This window comes from Leifsonia sp. P73, assembly GCF_051059105.1.
Lineage (GTDB): Bacteria > Actinomycetota > Actinomycetes > Actinomycetales > Microbacteriaceae > Leifsonia.
Genome location: NZ_CP194931.1, coordinates 3,541,705 through 3,557,497, shown reverse-complemented (window position 1 = coordinate 3,557,497; position 15,793 = coordinate 3,541,705). Strand labels below are relative to the sequence as shown.

Sequence of the window (15,793 nt, the reverse complement as noted above, 5' to 3'; positions counted from 1 at the left end):
ACTTAGAAGTTCGTCACGTAGGCCAAGGCGCCACGGAACTCGGGGTGCGAGGGGCTGAGGACCAGCATGATGCACATCGCGGGGCGACCGGTCGGTCCCGACACGGTCACCGAGAAGGTGTCGGGACCGGTGATCACCGGGTTCCCGAGGACCTTCCACGTTTCGGTCGCAGACTGGACGACGAGCGTGAAGCCGGCCGGCAGTGACGTCATCCCGGGCGGCAGGATGATCTTTCCGGTGATCACGGTCGGCGCGCCCCCGGGAGCAACGAACGCGTGCTCGTCCCAGACGAGCTTCGGCCCCCCAGTGGCGACGTCGCCGGCCACGGCCGTCAGCACCGCTGTGCCCGGCGTGTAGGCGGGGTGGTTGGAGCTGGAGACGGTGACGGTCCCCGTGGCGCCGGGCGCCGAGTCTCCCCTGACGACCAGCTCGTACGTGTTGTCCGTCACGACGGGCTGGATGAGCACGGTGAATCCGTCGGTGGTGGAGGCGACCAGCGTGATGTCGTCGGGGAGGGTTCCGCCCTGCGGGGCCTGCAGGGTCCCCTTCACGGAGATGACACCGTCCTGCGGGACGTCGTAGGACGGCTGGCCGACGAGGATCGCGCCGGCCTTGGCGACGGTCACCGTGGTGGTGGCCGGCGTGTATTCCGGGTGGTTCGAGGACGACACCCGCAGGGTCGCCGTCGTCGCGTTCGAATAGGCCGTCACCGTCATCGAGAAGGTGGTGCCCGTCACGACCGGCGGGGTGCCGTAGAAGCCGGTCGCCCCGGGGAAGTTCACGTTGAACTTGATGTCGGCGGGAACCTTCGACCCCTTGGCAGGGACCAGCGTCCCTGTGATCGTGATGGTGCCGAGGGGCGGCACCTCATACGAGGGCTCGTCGAACAGGATCATCGCGACCTCGCCCGACGAGGCGGCGTGAGCCGGCGACGCCGCCGCCAGGGCGATTGCCGGGGCCGCCCACGCGGCGGTCTTGGCGACAGTACGCCGCGAGATCAGATGAGGGGTTTCGTCTTTCGAGTCGTTCATGCATTCACTTTCAAATCGGTGAAATATTCGACCCCAATCTTAGCAGGTAACCCACGACTCGTGTAATTTCGATGCCGATGGATAGCGTCGCCCACGACAACGGCGCCGAACGACGAAGGCGCCCCCGGTGTCCCGCGGGCGCCTTCGTCATTGCGCAGGTGCGTCCTCCTAGAAGTTCTTCACCCACGTGTACACGAACCCGAATTCCAGGTTGGAGGGGCTCCACAGCATGATGTACGTCATCGCGCGTTCGACCGGCGCCGAAATGACCACCCGGAACGTGTCGGGCCCGCTCATCTGCGGGGTCCCGATGATCTCCCATGCCTTGACCGCGGACTGCGCGGTGAGCGTGATGTCGGACGGCAGCGTCACGCCAGGCGGGACGATGATCGTTCCCGGGATGTCGAGCGGCCCGGCCCCCGGCGCGATGTAGAGCGGCTGGTTGAAGACGAGCTGAGGTACTCCGGTGGGGGTGTCGTCGCCCGCGGCCGTCAGAACTGCGGTCCCCGGCGTGTAGGCCGGGTGGCTGGAGCTCGAGACGGTGAGGGTGCCCGTAGTGCCGGGCGCCGCGGTTCCGCGCACGACCAACTCGTAGGTGTTGCCCGTCACGAGGGGCTGGATCAGCACCTCGAAACCGTCGGTGGCGGAGGCGACCAGCGTGATGTCCTCGGGGAGGGTTCCGCCCTGCGGAGCCTCCAGGGTTCCCCTCACAGAGACACCGGCCTGCGAGACGTCGTAGGACGGCTCGCCGACGAGGATCGCGCCGGCCTTGGCGACGGTCACCGTGGTGGTGCCCGGCGTGAAGGCCGGGTAGTTCGAGGACGACACCCGCAGCGTCGCCGTCGTCGCGTTCGAAGAGGCCGTCACCATCATCGAGAAGGTGTTGCCCGACACGACCGGCGGGGTGCCGTAGAAGCCGGTCGCCCCGGGGAAGTTCACGTTGAACTTGATGTCGGCGGGAACCTTCGACCCCTTGGCAGGGACCAGCGTCCCTGTGATCGTAATGGTGCCCAGGGCCGGCACCTCGTACGAGTCAGCGTCGAACAGGATCATCGCGACCTCGCCCGGCGAGGCGGCGTGAGCCGGCGACGCCGCCGCCAGGGCGATTGCCGGGGCCGCCCACGCGGCGGTCTTGGCGACAGTACGCCGCGAGATCAGATGAGGGGTTTCGTCTTTCGAGTCGTTCATGAGTTCACTTTCGGGAGGGCTGAAATGTTGCGTGTAAATGTTAGCAGCTAACCCGAGAACTTATGAACTCGACGCCTGCGATTATCAGCAACCCATCAGATCGTCACCGTCCTCCCCGGCACGACTCATACGAGGAGGCATCGAGCAGGATCATGGCCTGGGTGGACGTGGCGAATGCCGGCAAGGCCGCCGACAGGGCCATCGCGGGAGCCGTCCAGGCGGCGGTCGTGGCGACCGTCCGCGGCTGACGGCCGCAGTTCTACCACGGCGACGTCGAACCGGCGGTGTCCGGAGCCGTGCCGGCAGAGCGGGAGGCCCAGCAGCGACGGCCGAGTCGATATCCTTGCCGCGTGGCCAGGAAGTCGCGACGCGGGGAGGGCACGGTGACGGCGCAGCCCGATCCGGCGCTCCAGCGCGCCGAGGGCACTGTCGAACCGGAGGAGACGCTGAAGGAGCGCATCCTCGACGCGACCGAACCCCTGAAGGAGCGGCTGGAGAAGCCCGTCGCCCGGGTCTCCCGCTGGGCGAAGTGGGTGCAGTCCCTGCGCCCGTACCGGGTCTACATCAACTTCTCGCACTCCGACGGCAACCTGCGCGCGGCCGGGATGGGCTTCCAGTCGCTGTTCGCCGTGTTCGCGGCGGTCTGGCTCGGCTTCTCGGCGGCGGGGGTCTGGCTGAGCGGCAACCAGGACATCTACGAGTCGCTCGTGGAGATCATCAACCGGGCGATCCCCGGACTCATCTCGACCGAAACGACCCCTGGCGTCATCAACTCGGAGCAGCTGGAGTCGGCGACGGCCTTCGGCTGGTCGGGCATCGTCGCGGCGATCAGCCTGCTCTGGACGGCGATCGGCTGGCTCTACTACACACGCCAGGCGGTACGCGCGGTCTTCGGGCTCAGCCGCGACACGACCAACTACGTGCTGCAGAAGATCCGCGACCTGTTCCTGGCGCTCGGCTTCGGGCTGGTGCTCGTGTTCTCCGCGCTGATCTCGATCGTCAGCACGCAGGCGCTGACGTTCTTCTTCCAGCTCATCGGGCTCAGCTCGGACACGTTCTGGACGGACGCGCTCACCCGCTTCTCCGGGCTGCTCATCTCGGTTGTCCTGAACATCTTCACTCTCGGCGCGATGTTCCGCGTGATGGCGCGGGTCTCCATCCCGTGGCGGAACCTCTTCTTCGGCGTGCTGCTCGGCTCCTGCGTGCTCGCAGGCCTGAGCGCGCTCGGCGGCCTCCTGCTCACGGGCGCCTCGAAGAACCCCCTGCTGGCCACCTTCGCCGTGTTCGTCGGTCTGCTGATCTGGTTCAACCTGGTGTCGCGCGTCATCCTGCTGTCGGCGTCCTGGATCGCGGTCGGGATGTTCGACAGCGGGATCTCGCCGCGGATGATCACGCCGGAGCAGGCCGCCGCCGAGCGGGCCGCCGCCGAGTACGAGGCCCGGGTGCTGGTCGCGAAGGCCGAGCTCGAGGCCGCGAAGGACGAGCTGGCGCACGCGCGGTTCCTCGCGCGGCTCGGCGCCCAGCGCCGGGTCGAGCGGGCCGAGCACCGGCTCAACGACCTCCTGGACGACAGCGGCGTCGGCGCGCGACAGTAGCGCACCGACGCCGCTGTCGAGGAAACGTCCTCGACGGCTAAGCGGGCAGGAAGTACGTCGAGTACTGCGACTGGGCGATCTGCTTCACCGCGCCGATGCCGGGGACACGCAGCGGCGTCTTGATGGCCCCGCGCACGCCGGTTCCCGTCTCGTAGTTGCCGTTGTAACCCCAGCCGTACACGCTGCCATCGGTGAGGAGGGCATGGCCGGTCTGGAGCCCCCAGGAGAGCTCGGCCACGTTCGTCAGGCCGGGATCGACGGGAACTCTGGGATTGCTGGCCGAGCCGTTGCCCAGGTTGTAGTAGGCGGCGTAGCCCCACAGCCGGCAGGTGCCGTCGTCGAGGACGACGCCGGCGTTCCAGTAGTTGGAGGAGACCCGCTTCGCGCCGGTGAGCGCGGTGATCCGGGTCGGGACGTAACGGTGCCGGTTCGTTCCGTCGCCGATCTGGCCTTCTCCGTTGCGGCCCCACGACCAGACGGTGCCGTCGTCGAGGACGGCCGACGCGCCGTCGTTCCGACCTGCGACGTCGACCACGATGCGACCGGCGGGGAATCCCGTCACCCGCTTCGGGGTGGTGGCCCGGTGGACGGTGGTGACGCCGTCCGCGAGGCTCCCGTACCGCCCGTAACCCCAGTTCCAGAGAGTTCCGTCTTCGAGGAGGGCGTGCATGTTGTAGTGGCCACCGGCCAGCTTCTTCACCGGGCCGAGATTCGGGATGCGGACCGGAGTCTCCCGGAACGTGCCGATGGTCGTCCCATCGGCGAACTGGCCCTCCAGGTTGTAACCCCAGCCCCAGACCTCGCCGCTTCTGGTCAGCGCGAACATCGCGTAGTACGTGCCTTCGAGTTGCACGATGTCGTTCGGCATCTTCGCGAACGGCACCGGGATCGGCTGGGTCTTGCGCACCGCCTGGGTGCGGTAGTAATCGGAGCCCCAGCTCCACACGGTCCCCGACGCGTCGAGAGCGAATCCCGCACGGTACAGTCCGGCGCCGAGCAGGATGACGTCAGCCGCGGACGACGGCATCGCGACAGCGGCCGGAACCGGATTATTGGTCTTGCTGCCTGTGCCCAGCGCGGACGTGCCGCGGTAACCGGCGGAGAAAGGCACCGTCGTTGTCGTGTAGGCGAAGATCCGGATGTACGCCTCTGCCATCGCGCTCTCGACGGCGCCGTCGCGCGTGACCACGGCGGTCGCCGTGACACGAAGGACACCGACGCCCTCACCCGCGTGGATGACCTCAGGAGTGGCCTGGCCCGTGGCCGACGACATGACGGTGTTCGCCGGCGGGCCGCCGAGACGGCCGAAAGCGGCGACGACATCCACGCCGTCGAAATCGTCGTCACCCTCGGTGTCCGGCTCGTCGGTGTCTTCGATCGGCGCGATCGCGAATGTGACGGAGGCGTTCGTCACGGGCCCGCTCGCGTCCCAGACCTTGGCGGCCACGACAGGGGAGCTGAACTGGCCGCCTGGCGTCGTGGTGTAGAACGGCTGGGTGAACTCGACCGTCAGGACGGACACGGGGGTGGAGGCCGCAAAAGCGGGAGAGGCGACCGTCAGCGCGATGGCGGGCGCCGCCCACGCGCCGCCCACGCGGCGCCCTTGACGATCGTGCGACGGGAGGGGGCGGTCAGGGGATTCAAGGGCTCGTTCATTCGGTCACTCCTTTGCTCTGCGGAAAATGCGTGCTGCTGATGCCCCGGGAATGTCCTGCTAATGTATCCATCTGAGATATCGCACGCATCCATCGGAAGTCTGATCTTCGAACCACCGGCCGTCGGCGCGCCCCGCTAGGCTGGAGGCATGCCCTCGAAACCCCTGCGCATCGCGACGGTGAACGTCAACGGCATCCGTGCCGCCTTCCGCAAGGGCATGGGCGCGTGGCTCGACAGCAGGGACGTCGACATCCTCGCGCTGCAGGAGGTGCGCGCCTCCTCCGAAGACCTGCAGGGGCTACTCGGAAGCGAGTGGGACATCGTGCACGACCCGGCGACAGCCAAGGGGCGCGCGGGCGTCGCGATCGCCAGCCGGCATCCCCGGGCGGAGATCCACCGGGTCGAGCTCGGCGCGCCCGACTTCGACAGCGCCGGCCGCTGGCTGGAGGCCGACTACGAGGTCGGCTCGACCGTGATCACCGTGGTGAGCGCCTACGTGCACTCGGGCGAGGCCGGCACCGAGAAGCAGGACGCCAAGTACGCCTTCCTCGACGCGATGGAGGCCCGGCTCCCGCAGCTCGTGAAGCACAGCAAGTACGCGGTCGTCATGGGCGACCTCAATGTGGGCCACCGGACGCTGGACATCCGCAACTGGAAGGGCAACGTCAAGAAAGCGGGCTTCCTCCCCGAGGAGCGCGCCTACTTCGACCGCATCCTCGGCGCGGAGGGCGACGCACGCTACAACGACGGCGCCGGGCTCGGCTGGGTCGATGTCGGCCGCAAGGCCGCTGGCGAGGTCGACGGCCCGTACACCTGGTGGTCATGGCGCGGGCAGGCGTTCGACAACGACACCGGCTGGCGGATCGACTACCAGCTCGCCTCCCCGCGTTGGCGGCGACGGTGAAGAACTACGCGGTGGACCGTGCGGCCGCCTACGACGAGCGATGGTCGGACCACACCCCCGTGGTCGTCGACTACGCCGTCTAGCATCCGCACCTTCCTCTACTTCGAAAGCAGTGACATGAGCACACTCCCCCGCCTGTACTCCGGCATGCAGCCGTCGGCGGACTCCCTTCACCTCGGCAACTACGTCGGCGCCCTCCTGCAGTGGAAGGAGCTGCAGAGCACGCACGACGCGTTCTTCTCCGTCGTCGACCTGCACGCGATCACCGTCGCGCAGGACCCGGTCGAGCTCCGCGAGAAGACGCGCCGCACGGCCGCGCAGTACATCGCCGCGGGCATCGACCCGTCGGCCTCCACCCTGTACGTCCAGTCGCACGTGCCGGCCCACGCGCAGCTCGCCTGGCTGCTGAACACGATCACCGGGTACGGCGAGGCCGCCCGGATGACCCAGTTCAAGGACAAGTCGGCCAAGCAGGGCGCCGACGCGACCTCGGTCGGGCTGTTCGCCTACCCGGTGCTGATGGCCGCCGACATCCTGCTGTTCGACGCGGAGGTCGTGCCGGTCGGCGACGACCAGCGCCAGCACGTCGAGCTGACCCGCGACCTCGCGGAGCGCTTCAACAGCCGGTTCGGCGAGACCTTCGTGGTGCCGCAGGCGATGATCCTCAAGGACGGCGCGCGCATCTACGACCTCCAGAACCCGGAGTCGAAGATGTCGAAGTCCGCGGAGTCCGGCGCCGGCATCGTCTGGATGCTGGACGAGCCGGACGTGACGCGCAAGAAGATCATGCGCGCCGTGACCGACACCGACGGCGTCGTGTCCTTCGACCGCGCGGGCAAGCCGGGCATCTCCAACCTGCTCAGCATCTACTCCGCCTTCACGGGCCGCGCGGTGGCCGACATCGAGCTGGAGTACGACGGCAAGGGCTACGGCGACTTCAAGAAGGGCCTCGTGGAGGTCGTGGTGGAGACGTTCGGCCCGATCCGCGAGCGCGCGCTCGACCTGCTCTCGGACCCGGCCGAGCTCGACCGCATCCTCGCCGGGAACGCGGAGCGGGCCGGCGAGGTCGCCGAGCGGACGCTGGCGAAGGCCTTCAACGCGATCGGCCTGCTGCGACGGGCGCACTGATGCCTCCGGCCCCGGTGGAGCTGGCGGGCGGCCCTGTCGTCCTGTCGGCGCCGGTCGAGGCCGACATCGACCGGATCGCGGAGTTCTGCCGCGATCCGGAGGTCGCCGCGTGGACCACCGTGCCCTCGCCGTACGACCGCGCCGACGCGGAGCGGTTCGTGACCGGCATCGTCCCGGACGGCTGGGCGAGCGGGCGGGAGTGCACCTGGGCGCTCCGCGACGCGAGGACCGGCCTCCTGCACGGGATGATCGGGCTGCACCACCTCCACGACGGCGAGGGCGAGGTCGGCTACTGGCTGTCCGCGGGCGCGCGGGGTCGGGGCTGGATGGCCGCCGCGCTCGACCTGGTGCTCGACTACGCGTTCGACGCTGCCGCAGGGCTGGGGCTCCAGCGCTGCGTGTGGCACGCGTACGCGGGCAACGTCGCGAGCGCCGCCGTCGCCCGACGGGCCGGCTTCCAGTGGGAGGGCGTCGCCCGGCTCGGAGTGTCGCACCGGGGCGTCCGACGCGACGACTGGCAGGCCGCGATCCTGCCCGCCGACCCGCGGCGGCCGGCGGCTGGCTGGCCGGCCATCACGTCCGCGCAGGCGACGCGGTGACCGGCCCGCGCGTCGTGCTCTTCGACCTCGACGACACCCTGTTCGCGCACCGCGCCGCGGTGTCGGCGGGCATCCAGCGCTACGCGGGCCAGCTCGGCGAGCCGTACGGCCCGATGGAGGCCGCCGAGCTGACCGCGCTCTGGCACGACCTGGAGGAGGAGCACTACCACTCCTACCTCGCGGGCCGGCTGGACTTCGAGGGGCAGCGTCAGGCGCGCGCCCGCGACTTCGCCGCCCGGCACGGCGTCGAGCTGAGCGACGCCGAGGCGAGCGCCTGGTTCGCGGACTACTTCGAGCACTACGTCGCGGCCTGGTCGCTGCATGAGGACGCGATCCCGTGCCTGGACGCGTTGGAGGCGTCGATCCCGGGGTGCGGTTCGGGCTCATCACCAACGGCGACCTGGCCTTCCAGCGCCGCAAGGTGGAGGCGGTCGGGCTCGACACGCGCATGGAGCACCTGATCGCCTCCGGCGAGGTCGGCGTCGCGAAGCCGGATCGGCGCATCTTCGAGCACGCCTGCTCCGTGTTCGGCGTGCGGCCGTCCGACGCGGCCTACGTGGGCGACCGCCTGCGCACCGACGCGATCGGCGCGGCCCGCGCCGGCCTGACCGGCATCTGGCTGAACCGCCGCGGGGTCGCGCCGACGGCCGAGGACGTCGCCGAGGCCGCCCGTCTGGGCGTTATCGAGCTGAGCTCGCTGGCCGCCGTCCCGCGCGCGCTCGTCGCAGAAACGAACTGACAGGACTCGCCGTCCGGCGCGCACGCTTGGCGGCGTGTCCTGTCAGATAGATGTCCTAGTTGCCCTTGGTGCAGGTCTGTTGGGCGGCGGTTTGGCCGGTGACGTTGGAGGGCAGGCTGACGGCCGAGGACGTCGGAGCCGGGGTGCTGCCCGTCGACGCGCTGCCGCTCGCGGCGCTCGGCGTCGCGCTCGGCGCGGGCGTCGCGGCCGTGCTGGGCGCGCCCGACGGCGTCGCCGACGGGGCCGGGGTGGCCGACTCCGTGCCATTGCCGGTCGTTCCGGTGAGCTGCACCGGGGTGTCCGTGGACAGCGCCTGCTTGAGCGCGTCCACGCCGGTCGGCTCCGGCACGACGCGGTTGACGTTGCTGGGGTCCGTCATCGCCGGGTACTGCAGGAAGACGAAGGCGCTCAGCGGGACGCTCTTCAGCGCGAGCCCGATGGACACCAGGGTCGTCGGCGACGACAGCGTGTCCGAGAGCGTGAGGTTGGAGGTCGCGGCCTTCGCCAGCGAGAACAGGGTGATCGGGTTACTCAGCACGCCGGCGCTCGTCACCGTGCGCAGCAGCGACGAGAGGAACAGCTGCTGGTTGCTGATCCGGCCGAGGTCGCTGCCGTCGCCGACGCCGTGGCGGCTCCGGACGAAGGCGAGGGCCTGGTCGCCGACCAGGGTCTGCTGGCCGGCGGGCAGGTTCAGTCCGACATACGGGTCCTTCAGCGGCGTCGCGAGGCAGACAGGAACGCCGCCGACCGCGTTGGACATCGCCGAGACTCCGTCGAAGCTGATCTCGGCCGCGTACGGGATGCTGAGGCCGGTGAGCGCCTCCGCCGTGAGCACGACGCAGGAGAGACCGCCCGTCGACAGCGTGGTGTTGAACTGCGCGCTGTCCTGCGGCGACGTGGAGCCGCCGTTCGACGTCGGGCACGACGGGATCGGCACCATCAGGTCGCGCGGGATGCTGATCACGGTCGCATGCTGGTGGTCCGCCGACAGGTGCAGGACCATCGTGACGTCGTTGTTGCCCGCGCCCGAGCTGCCGGCGAGCTCCTGAGAGCTGGAGAACTGGCCGCCCTGGCCGGTGCGGGTGTCGGTTCCGGCCAGGAGGATGTTGACAGCGCCGGACTCCGCGCCGACAGCGGGCACCGTGACGGCCTTGCCCGCCGCGGAGACCAGGTGGACGGAGGGCTTCAGGGAGCGGACGGTGTCCTGCACCGCGTACGCTGCGACGGCGCCGACCGAGACCACGGCGACGGCGACGATGCCCGCGAGCAGCCGCGCGACCGGTCCGCGGGCGCGACGGACCGGCAGGCGGCCGTGCCGTACCGGGGTCGGTCGCGCGACCGTGGAATGCCTCATCCTTCGAAGCTAAGACAGCAATCTGCGCGAAACCTTTCCCGCGGGTGAGGAATCTGCAAGGTTCCACACGCACCATGCGCGAGCGCCGCCCGGCGGGAGCCGGACGGCGCTCGGTGGCACTGCGCGGGGACTACTTCACGTCGTCGTCGACCCAGTCGAACGTCTTCGTGACGGCCTTCTTCCACAGGCGGAGCTGGCGGTCGCGCTCGGCGGCCTCCATCTTCGGCTCCCAGCGGCTGTCCTCCTGCCAGTTCTTGCGCAGGTCGTCCAGGTCGCTCCAGAAGCCGACGGCGAGGCCGGCGGCGTAGGCGGCGCCGAGGGCGGTGGTCTCCGCGACGACCGGGCGCACGACCGGCACACCGAGGATGTCGGCCTGGAACTGCATGAGGGTGTTGTTGGCGATCATGCCGCCATCCACCTTCAGCTCCTGGAGGTCGACCCCGGAGTCGGCGTTGACCGCGTCCAGCACCTCGCGGGTCTGGAAGGCCGTGGCCTCCAGGACGGCGCGGGCGATGTGGCCCTTGTTGACGTACCGCGTGAGGCCCACCAGGGCGCCACGCGCGTCCGACCGCCAGTACGGCGCGAACAGTCCGGAGAACGCCGGCACGAAGTACGCGCCGCCGTTGTCCTCCACGGTCTTCGCCAGGTCCTCGATCTCGGGGGCGCTGGAGATGATACCGAGGTTGTCCCGCAGCCACTGCACCAGGGAGCCGGTGACGGCGATCGAGCCCTCCAGGGCGTAGTGCGGCTTGTCGTCGCCCAGCTTGTAGCCGAGCGTCGTCAGGAGGCCGTTCTTGGAGTGGACGATCTCCTCACCCGTGTTGAAGATGAGGAAGTTGCCGGTGCCGTAGGTGTTCTTGGACTCGCCCGGATCGAACGCCGCCTGGCCGAACGTGGCCGCCTGCTGGTCGCCGAGGATGCCCGCGACGGGCACCTCGCGCAGCAGGCTGGACGACTCGACCGTGCCGTAGACCTCGGAGGAGGCCTTGATCTCCGGGAGCATCGACTTCGGCACGCCGAACACCTCGAGGATGTCGTCGCGCCAGGTGAGGGTCTCCAGGTCCATGAACATGGTGCGGGAGGCGTTGGTCACGTCGGTGGCGTGCACGCCGCCGTCCGGGCCGCCGGTCAGGTTCCAGAGCACCCACGCGTCGGTGTTGCCGAACAGCAGGTCGCCCCGCTCGGCGCGCTCGCGCGCCCCCTCGACGTTCTCCAGGATCCAGGTGATCTTGGTGCCGGAGAAGTAGGTCGCCAGCGGGAGGCCGACATCCTGTTTGAAGCGCTCGACCCCGCCGTCCGCCGCGAAGCGGTCGACGATCGGCTGCGTGCGGGTGTCCTGCCAGACGATGGCGTTGTATACGGGCTCGCCGGTGTTCTTGTCCCAGACCACGGCGGTCTCGCGCTGGTTGGTGATGCCCACCGCCGCGATGTCGTGACGGGTCAGGTCGGCCTTCGACAGCGCCTGGCCGATGACCTCGCGGGTGTTGTTCCAGATCTCGACCGGGTTGTGCTCGACCCATCCCGCCTTCGGGAAGATCTGCTCGTGCTCCAGCTGTCCGCTCGACACGATCGACCCGGACTTGTCGAAGATGATCGCTCGGGTGCTCGTGGTGCCCTGGTCGATAGCGACGACGTAGTCGGCCATACGTAACTCCTTTGTTTGGGGGTGGGACTGAAGAGGGCCGGTCGGGGTCTCCCCGGCCGGCCCCCGGGTGTTACTTGGTGAGGATGGGCAGCAGCAGCAGTGCGAGCCAGCCGGCCAGCAGACCGCCGATGATCGGGCCGACGACCGGGATCCAGGAGTAGGACCAGTCGCTGGGGCCCTTGCCCCGGATGGGCAGGACGGCGTGAGCGATGCGCGGGCCGAGGTCACGCGCAGGGTTGATCGCGTACCCCGTCGGACCACCGAGGCTGGCGCCGATGCCGACCACGAGGAGGGCGACGGGCAGGGCTCCGAGGGCGGCGAGGCCGGCAGCGGTGCCGGGCTGGTGGCCGAAGGCGATGACGACGAACACCAGCACGAAGGTGCCGATGATCTCCGTCACGAGGTTCCAGGCGTAGCTGCGGATCGCCGGGCCTGTGGAGAAGACGCCGAGCTTGTTGCCCGGGTCCGGCTCCTCGTCGAAGTGCTTCTTGTACGCCAGGAACGTCAGGCAGGCGCCGATGAACGCGCCGACCAGCTGGGCGACGATGTACAGCAGCACTGTCACGAAGTTGACCGGCACCAGAGTGTGCGCGGCTGCACTTCCGAACGCCTTGGCTCCGTTGGCGACCAGGCCGAGCGTCACGGCGGGGTTCAGGTGCGCGCCCGAGTTGTAGGCGACGTTGACACCCGCGAAGACCGCAATGCCCCAGCCGAAGTTCACCAGGAGGAACCCGCCGTTGAAGCCCTTGTTCTTGATCAGGGCGACGTTCGCGACGACACCGGTACCGAGAAGCACCAGCATTGCCGTTCCGCACAACTCTGACAGGAAATCAATACCGATATTGTCCACGTTGACCTTCCAGTTGTTCAGTTGACCCGCACCCTGTCGTGCGATGGTGTTGGCTCTCGCCAGGGGGCGTTCGAACGCTATTGCGGTCGGGTCCGCCTGGGCAAGGACCGTTCTATGCACGTTCGTGCATTATCGGAGCGCCGCGGCCTCGCTCCCGTCCCCCGACGCCAGGTTCACCCGGTGGGCGGCTGCCAGTTCCGCTTGGAACGCATCTTCCTCCTCCGACCGCCGATTTGGCGACCATCCGAGGGCGTTTGCGACGATTTCGCCGATCTCGTGGACCAGCGGGATCGAGACCGATCCCGTGAACGCCAGGCTCGTCCGGCGCAGGAACACGTCGGAGAGGTGGGCCACCCGCTCCGTGCGCACGAGGTGGTCGATCTCCGCGCGGGAGTACTCGGGGGCGGCGGCGAGCGGCGCGTCCTCGCCCTCCCAGCCGGCGATCGCGTCGATGACGAAGGCGGCCTTGGTCCCGTAGCGGTGCAGCAGCGCGCTCGCGCGGGCGGCGCCCACGTCGGCGCCGTAGCGGGCCACCCAGTCGCGCTCGGCCTGCGGGGTGGCCGGGAAGCCGGCGCCGCCGCCGATCGGGAGGCCGAGGGTGGCGACCGTGCGGGGCATGCCCAGGGCCTCCAGCGTCTCGTTCGCGAGGTGCTCGCTGAGCGCGCGGAACGTCGTCCACTTGCCGCCCACCAGGCTGAGCACGGTGGTGTCGCCGAGGCCCGCGATCGTGCCCGGCACGATCCGGTAGTCGCGGGAGACGAAACCGGGCGCGGTGTCGTCGTGGTGCGGCAGCGGGCGGACCCCGGAGAAGCTGTAGACGATCTGCTCACGGGTGACGGGGATCGTTGGGAAAACGTGCGCGACCAGCTCGATGAAGTAGTCGATCTCCTCCTCGGTGCACACCGCGGGGACCGACATGTCGGCTTCGAGATCGGTCGTGCCGACCATGACCTTGCCCTTCAGCGGGTAGATGAGGACGATGCGGCCGTCGTTGTTCTCGAAGAAGATCTCCCGGCCGGCGCAGGCCTCCAGCAGCTCGGGATTGTCGAGCACGATGTGCGAGCCCTTGGTGCCCCCCATGAACTGCGTCGGCCGGCCCAGGGCCGCGTTGGTGAGGTCGGTCCACGGGCCGGACGCGTTGACGACCACGTCGGCCGTGATGGTGAACTCGTCGCCGGTCTCCCGGTCGCGCACCAGGACGCCGCCGTCCTGAGCGCCCACCGCCTCCAGGTAGTTGGCGGCACGGGCGTGCGGGCCGGCGGCCAGGCCGTCGGCGAGGACGTCGAGCGCGAGCCGCTCCGGGTCGTGCACCGAGGCGTCGAAGTAGGTGGCGGTGTACTTGAGGCCCGGGTTGAGCTTCGGGAGGGTCTCCAGCGACTTCCGGCGGCCGTGGAAGCTGTGCCGCGGCACGGCGCCGCCTTCACGGGAGAACGTGTCGTAGATGGTCAGGCCGGTCTTGATCAGGAACGCGCCGCGCTCCTTCGGCTTGCCCTGCTTGTGGGTGAGGAAGCGCAACGGCGCGGCGAGGATGCCGGAGAAGGTGGAGTAGATCGGGATGGTCGTCTGCAGCGGCTTCACGTAGTGCGGCGCGATCTTCAGCAGGCCGTTGCGCTCGGTCACCGACTCCTTGACCAGGCGGAACTCGCCGTTCTCCAGGTAGCGGATGCCGCCGTGGATCATGTGGCTGGAGGCCGCGGACGCGCCCGACACGAAGTCGTTGCGCTCCACGAGCACGACGTCGACGCCCTGCAGGGCGAGGTCGCGGAACGTGCCGAGCCCGTTGATGCCGCCGCCCACGATGACGACCTGCGCGCTCGGGCGCTCGCGCAGCTGCTGGATCTCGGGGCGGATATTCGACTTCGTCGTCACGGTGACTCCTGGAACTTCTACTGAACGGCGGTGGGTTTCGCTATAGTCTTCGATGCCGGCACAACTTCGATCAAGCCGGATGCACATACGTGCAGCGCCACCTCCACCAGTCACCCGAACCCGGAAGGCGGTCCCCGAATGTCCGCGCCCGACACCCAGAACCTCCCCGAGAAGGTCCGCGACGCCCTCAAGGCGGGCCACCTCTACTACATGCAGGACCTGACGATGGAGGCCATCGCCCACGAGATGCACACCTCGCGGTCCAGCGTCTCCCGGCTCCTCTCCTATGCGCGCGCGTCCGGGCTGGTCACCATCCAGATCGCCCAGCCGCACGAGGGCGCCACGCGCGTGCAGCAGGAGCTGCACTCCCGCTACGGCATCGGAGCGCACATCGTCCCGATGCCGAGCGCGATCAGCGACGTGGACCGCCTGGAGCGCGTCGCCATCTCGGCTGCACGGATTCTCGACCGCTTCATCGACTCCAACACCACGGTCGGGGTGGCCTGGGGCTCGACGATGAGCGCGCTCAGCAGGCACCTCATCCCGAAGGATCTGCACAACGTGGAGTTCGTGCAGCTCAACGGCGCGGGCAACACCTATACGACGGGCGTGCTCTACGCGTCGGAGATCCTGCGCCGGTTCGGCGACACCTACTCCGGGACGATCCAGGAGTTCCCGGTGCCCGCGCTGTTCGACGACCCGCAGACCAAGCAGGCGATGTGGCGGGAGCGCAGCACCCGGCGCATCCTCGACATCCAGGAGCGGATGGACGTGGCGCTGTTCGGCCTGGGCTCGCCCTTCTCGGAGGTGCGCTCGCACGTCTACGCCGGCGGCTACCTCGACGCGGACGACTACGCGTCGCTGGACGCCTCCCGGGTCGTCGGCGACGTGGCCACGGTGTTCTTCCGCGAGGACGGCAGCCACCACGGCATCCCGCTGAACGAGCGGGCCAGCGGGCCGGACATCGACCTCATCAAGCGCGTGCCGCGCCGGGTGTGTATCGTGTCGGGGCCGTCGAAGGTGCACAGCCTGCGGGGCGCGCTGGCCGCCGGGCTGATCACCGACCTGATCGTGGACGAGGGGACGGCGCGAGCGCTGGCGGACATCGCGGAGCCGGTGGAGCCGGTCGCGCTCGCCGAGCACGCCGACCACGCAGCCTGACACCGAGGGCACGTTATCGCCCTTTCCCGCGGATTTTAAGGAGCGTCTGCGCGCCTCTCGGCGCGGGAATTCGG

13 protein-coding genes and 1 pseudogene are annotated in these 15,793 nt (G+C 69.2%); 7 read left to right on the top strand and 7 right to left on the bottom strand.

Features of this window, described 5'->3' with window-relative positions; genetic code table 11:
* Window positions 1-2: 2 nt before the first annotated feature.
* Both ACQ86L_RS18355 and ACQ86L_RS18350 read right to left on the bottom strand, forming a co-directional pair.
* Window positions 3-1,031 (bottom strand): hypothetical protein, encoded by a 1,029-nt coding sequence (locus ACQ86L_RS18355; RefSeq protein ID WP_434316675.1) that lies wholly within the window; start codon window positions 1,029-1,031, stop codon window positions 3-5.
* A 168-nt stretch (window positions 1,032-1,199) separates the two neighbouring features.
* On the bottom strand, window positions 1,200-2,219 hold the full coding sequence (locus ACQ86L_RS18350; protein WP_434316674.1) for a hypothetical protein: 1,020 nt from the start codon (window positions 2,217-2,219) through the stop codon (window positions 1,200-1,202).
* 350 nt (window positions 2,220-2,569) lie between these two features.
* Here ACQ86L_RS18350 and ACQ86L_RS18345 point away from each other — a divergent pair, with 350 nt between their 5' ends.
* On the top strand, window positions 2,570-3,814 hold the full coding sequence (locus tag ACQ86L_RS18345) for a YihY/virulence factor BrkB family protein (RefSeq protein ID WP_434316673.1): 1,245 nt from the start codon (window positions 2,570-2,572) through the stop codon (window positions 3,812-3,814).
* Between the two features lie 37 nt (window positions 3,815-3,851).
* Here the strand turns inward: ACQ86L_RS18345 and ACQ86L_RS18340 are convergent, their stop codons facing one another.
* On the bottom strand, window positions 3,852-5,408 hold the full coding sequence (locus tag ACQ86L_RS18340) for an RCC1 domain-containing protein (protein WP_434316672.1): 1,557 nt from the start codon (window positions 5,406-5,408) through the stop codon (window positions 3,852-3,854).
* A 210-nt stretch (window positions 5,409-5,618) separates the two neighbouring features.
* Here ACQ86L_RS18340 and ACQ86L_RS18335 point away from each other — a divergent pair.
* The 5 genes and pseudogenes from ACQ86L_RS18335 to ACQ86L_RS18315 all read left to right on the top strand — a co-directional run bounded on the left by ACQ86L_RS18335 (window position 5,619) and on the right by ACQ86L_RS18315 (window position 8,840).
* Window positions 5,619-6,457: pseudogene (locus tag ACQ86L_RS18335) on the top strand (exodeoxyribonuclease III).
* Between the two features lie 34 nt (window positions 6,458-6,491).
* On the top strand, window positions 6,492-7,502 hold the full coding sequence (trpS, locus tag ACQ86L_RS18330; RefSeq protein WP_434316671.1) for a tryptophan--tRNA ligase: 1,011 nt from the start codon (window positions 6,492-6,494) through the stop codon (window positions 7,500-7,502).
* Window positions 7,502-8,101, top strand: a complete 600-nt coding sequence (locus ACQ86L_RS18325; RefSeq protein ID WP_434316670.1) for a GNAT family N-acetyltransferase — start codon at window positions 7,502-7,504, stop codon at window positions 8,099-8,101. Before trpS ends, ACQ86L_RS18325 begins: the two co-directional genes overlap by 1 nt.
* On the top strand, window positions 8,098-8,562 hold the full coding sequence (locus tag ACQ86L_RS18320; RefSeq protein ID WP_434316669.1) for an HAD family hydrolase: 465 nt from the start codon (window positions 8,098-8,100) through the stop codon (window positions 8,560-8,562). The genes ACQ86L_RS18325 and ACQ86L_RS18320 overlap by 4 nt, the downstream gene beginning before the upstream one ends.
* Window positions 8,472-8,840: an HAD family hydrolase gene (locus ACQ86L_RS18315; protein ID WP_434316668.1), complete on the top strand. Its 369-nt coding sequence runs from the start codon at window positions 8,472-8,474 to the stop codon at window positions 8,838-8,840. Before ACQ86L_RS18320 ends, ACQ86L_RS18315 begins: the two co-directional genes overlap by 91 nt.
* Before the next feature lie 55 nt (window positions 8,841-8,895).
* On the opposite strand, the gene ACQ86L_RS18310 is transcribed toward ACQ86L_RS18315, so the two are convergent.
* The 4 genes from ACQ86L_RS18310 to ACQ86L_RS18295 form a co-directional block, all read right to left on the bottom strand.
* Complete coding sequence (locus ACQ86L_RS18310) at window positions 8,896-10,194, bottom strand: LCP family protein (RefSeq protein WP_434316667.1); 1,299 nt, start codon at window positions 10,192-10,194, stop codon at window positions 8,896-8,898.
* Between the two features lie 130 nt (window positions 10,195-10,324).
* Entirely contained in the window at window positions 10,325-11,839 is a 1,515-nt protein-coding gene (gene glpK / locus ACQ86L_RS18305; RefSeq protein ID WP_434316666.1) for a glycerol kinase GlpK, read from the bottom strand.
* 70 nt (window positions 11,840-11,909) lie between these two features.
* Window positions 11,910-12,689 carry an MIP/aquaporin family protein gene (locus tag ACQ86L_RS18300; RefSeq protein ID WP_382457249.1) on the bottom strand — a complete coding sequence of 260 codons (780 nt, stop codon included), beginning with the start codon at window positions 12,687-12,689 and terminating at the stop codon, window positions 11,910-11,912.
* A gap of 129 nt (window positions 12,690-12,818) precedes the next feature.
* Complete coding sequence (locus ACQ86L_RS18295) at window positions 12,819-14,558, bottom strand: FAD-dependent oxidoreductase (protein ID WP_434316665.1); 1,740 nt, start codon at window positions 14,556-14,558, stop codon at window positions 12,819-12,821.
* A 138-nt stretch (window positions 14,559-14,696) separates the two neighbouring features.
* On the opposite strand from ACQ86L_RS18295, the gene ACQ86L_RS18290 reads away from it, so the two are divergent.
* A complete protein-coding gene (locus ACQ86L_RS18290; protein ID WP_434316664.1) occupies window positions 14,697-15,719 on the top strand; it encodes a sugar-binding transcriptional regulator in 1,023 nt (340 codons plus the stop codon).
* Window positions 15,720-15,793: the final 74 nt, after the last annotated feature.

Bases quoted from the DNA above. Each gene is read 5' to 3' on its own strand.
- ACQ86L_RS18355 (WP_434316675.1), bottom strand. From the start codon at position 1,031: ATGAACGACTCGAAAGACGAAACCCCTCATCTGATCTCGCGGCGTACT.
- ACQ86L_RS18350 (WP_434316674.1), bottom strand. From the start codon at position 2,219: ATGAACGACTCGAAAGACGAAACCCCTCATCTGATCTCGCGGCGTACT.
- trpS (WP_434316671.1), top strand. From the start codon at position 6,492: ATGAGCACACTCCCCCGCCTGTACTCCGGCATGCAGCCGTCGGCGGAC.
- ACQ86L_RS18325 (WP_434316670.1), top strand. From the start codon at position 7,502: ATGCCTCCGGCCCCGGTGGAGCTGGCGGGCGGCCCTGTCGTCCTGTCG.
- ACQ86L_RS18310 (WP_434316667.1), bottom strand. From the start codon at position 10,194: ATGAGGCATTCCACGGTCGCGCGACCGACCCCGGTACGGCACGGCCGC.
- glpK (WP_434316666.1), bottom strand. From the start codon at position 11,839: ATGGCCGACTACGTCGTCGCTATCGACCAGGGCACCACGAGCACCCGA.
- ACQ86L_RS18290 (WP_434316664.1), top strand. From the start codon at position 14,697: ATGTCCGCGCCCGACACCCAGAACCTCCCCGAGAAGGTCCGCGACGCC.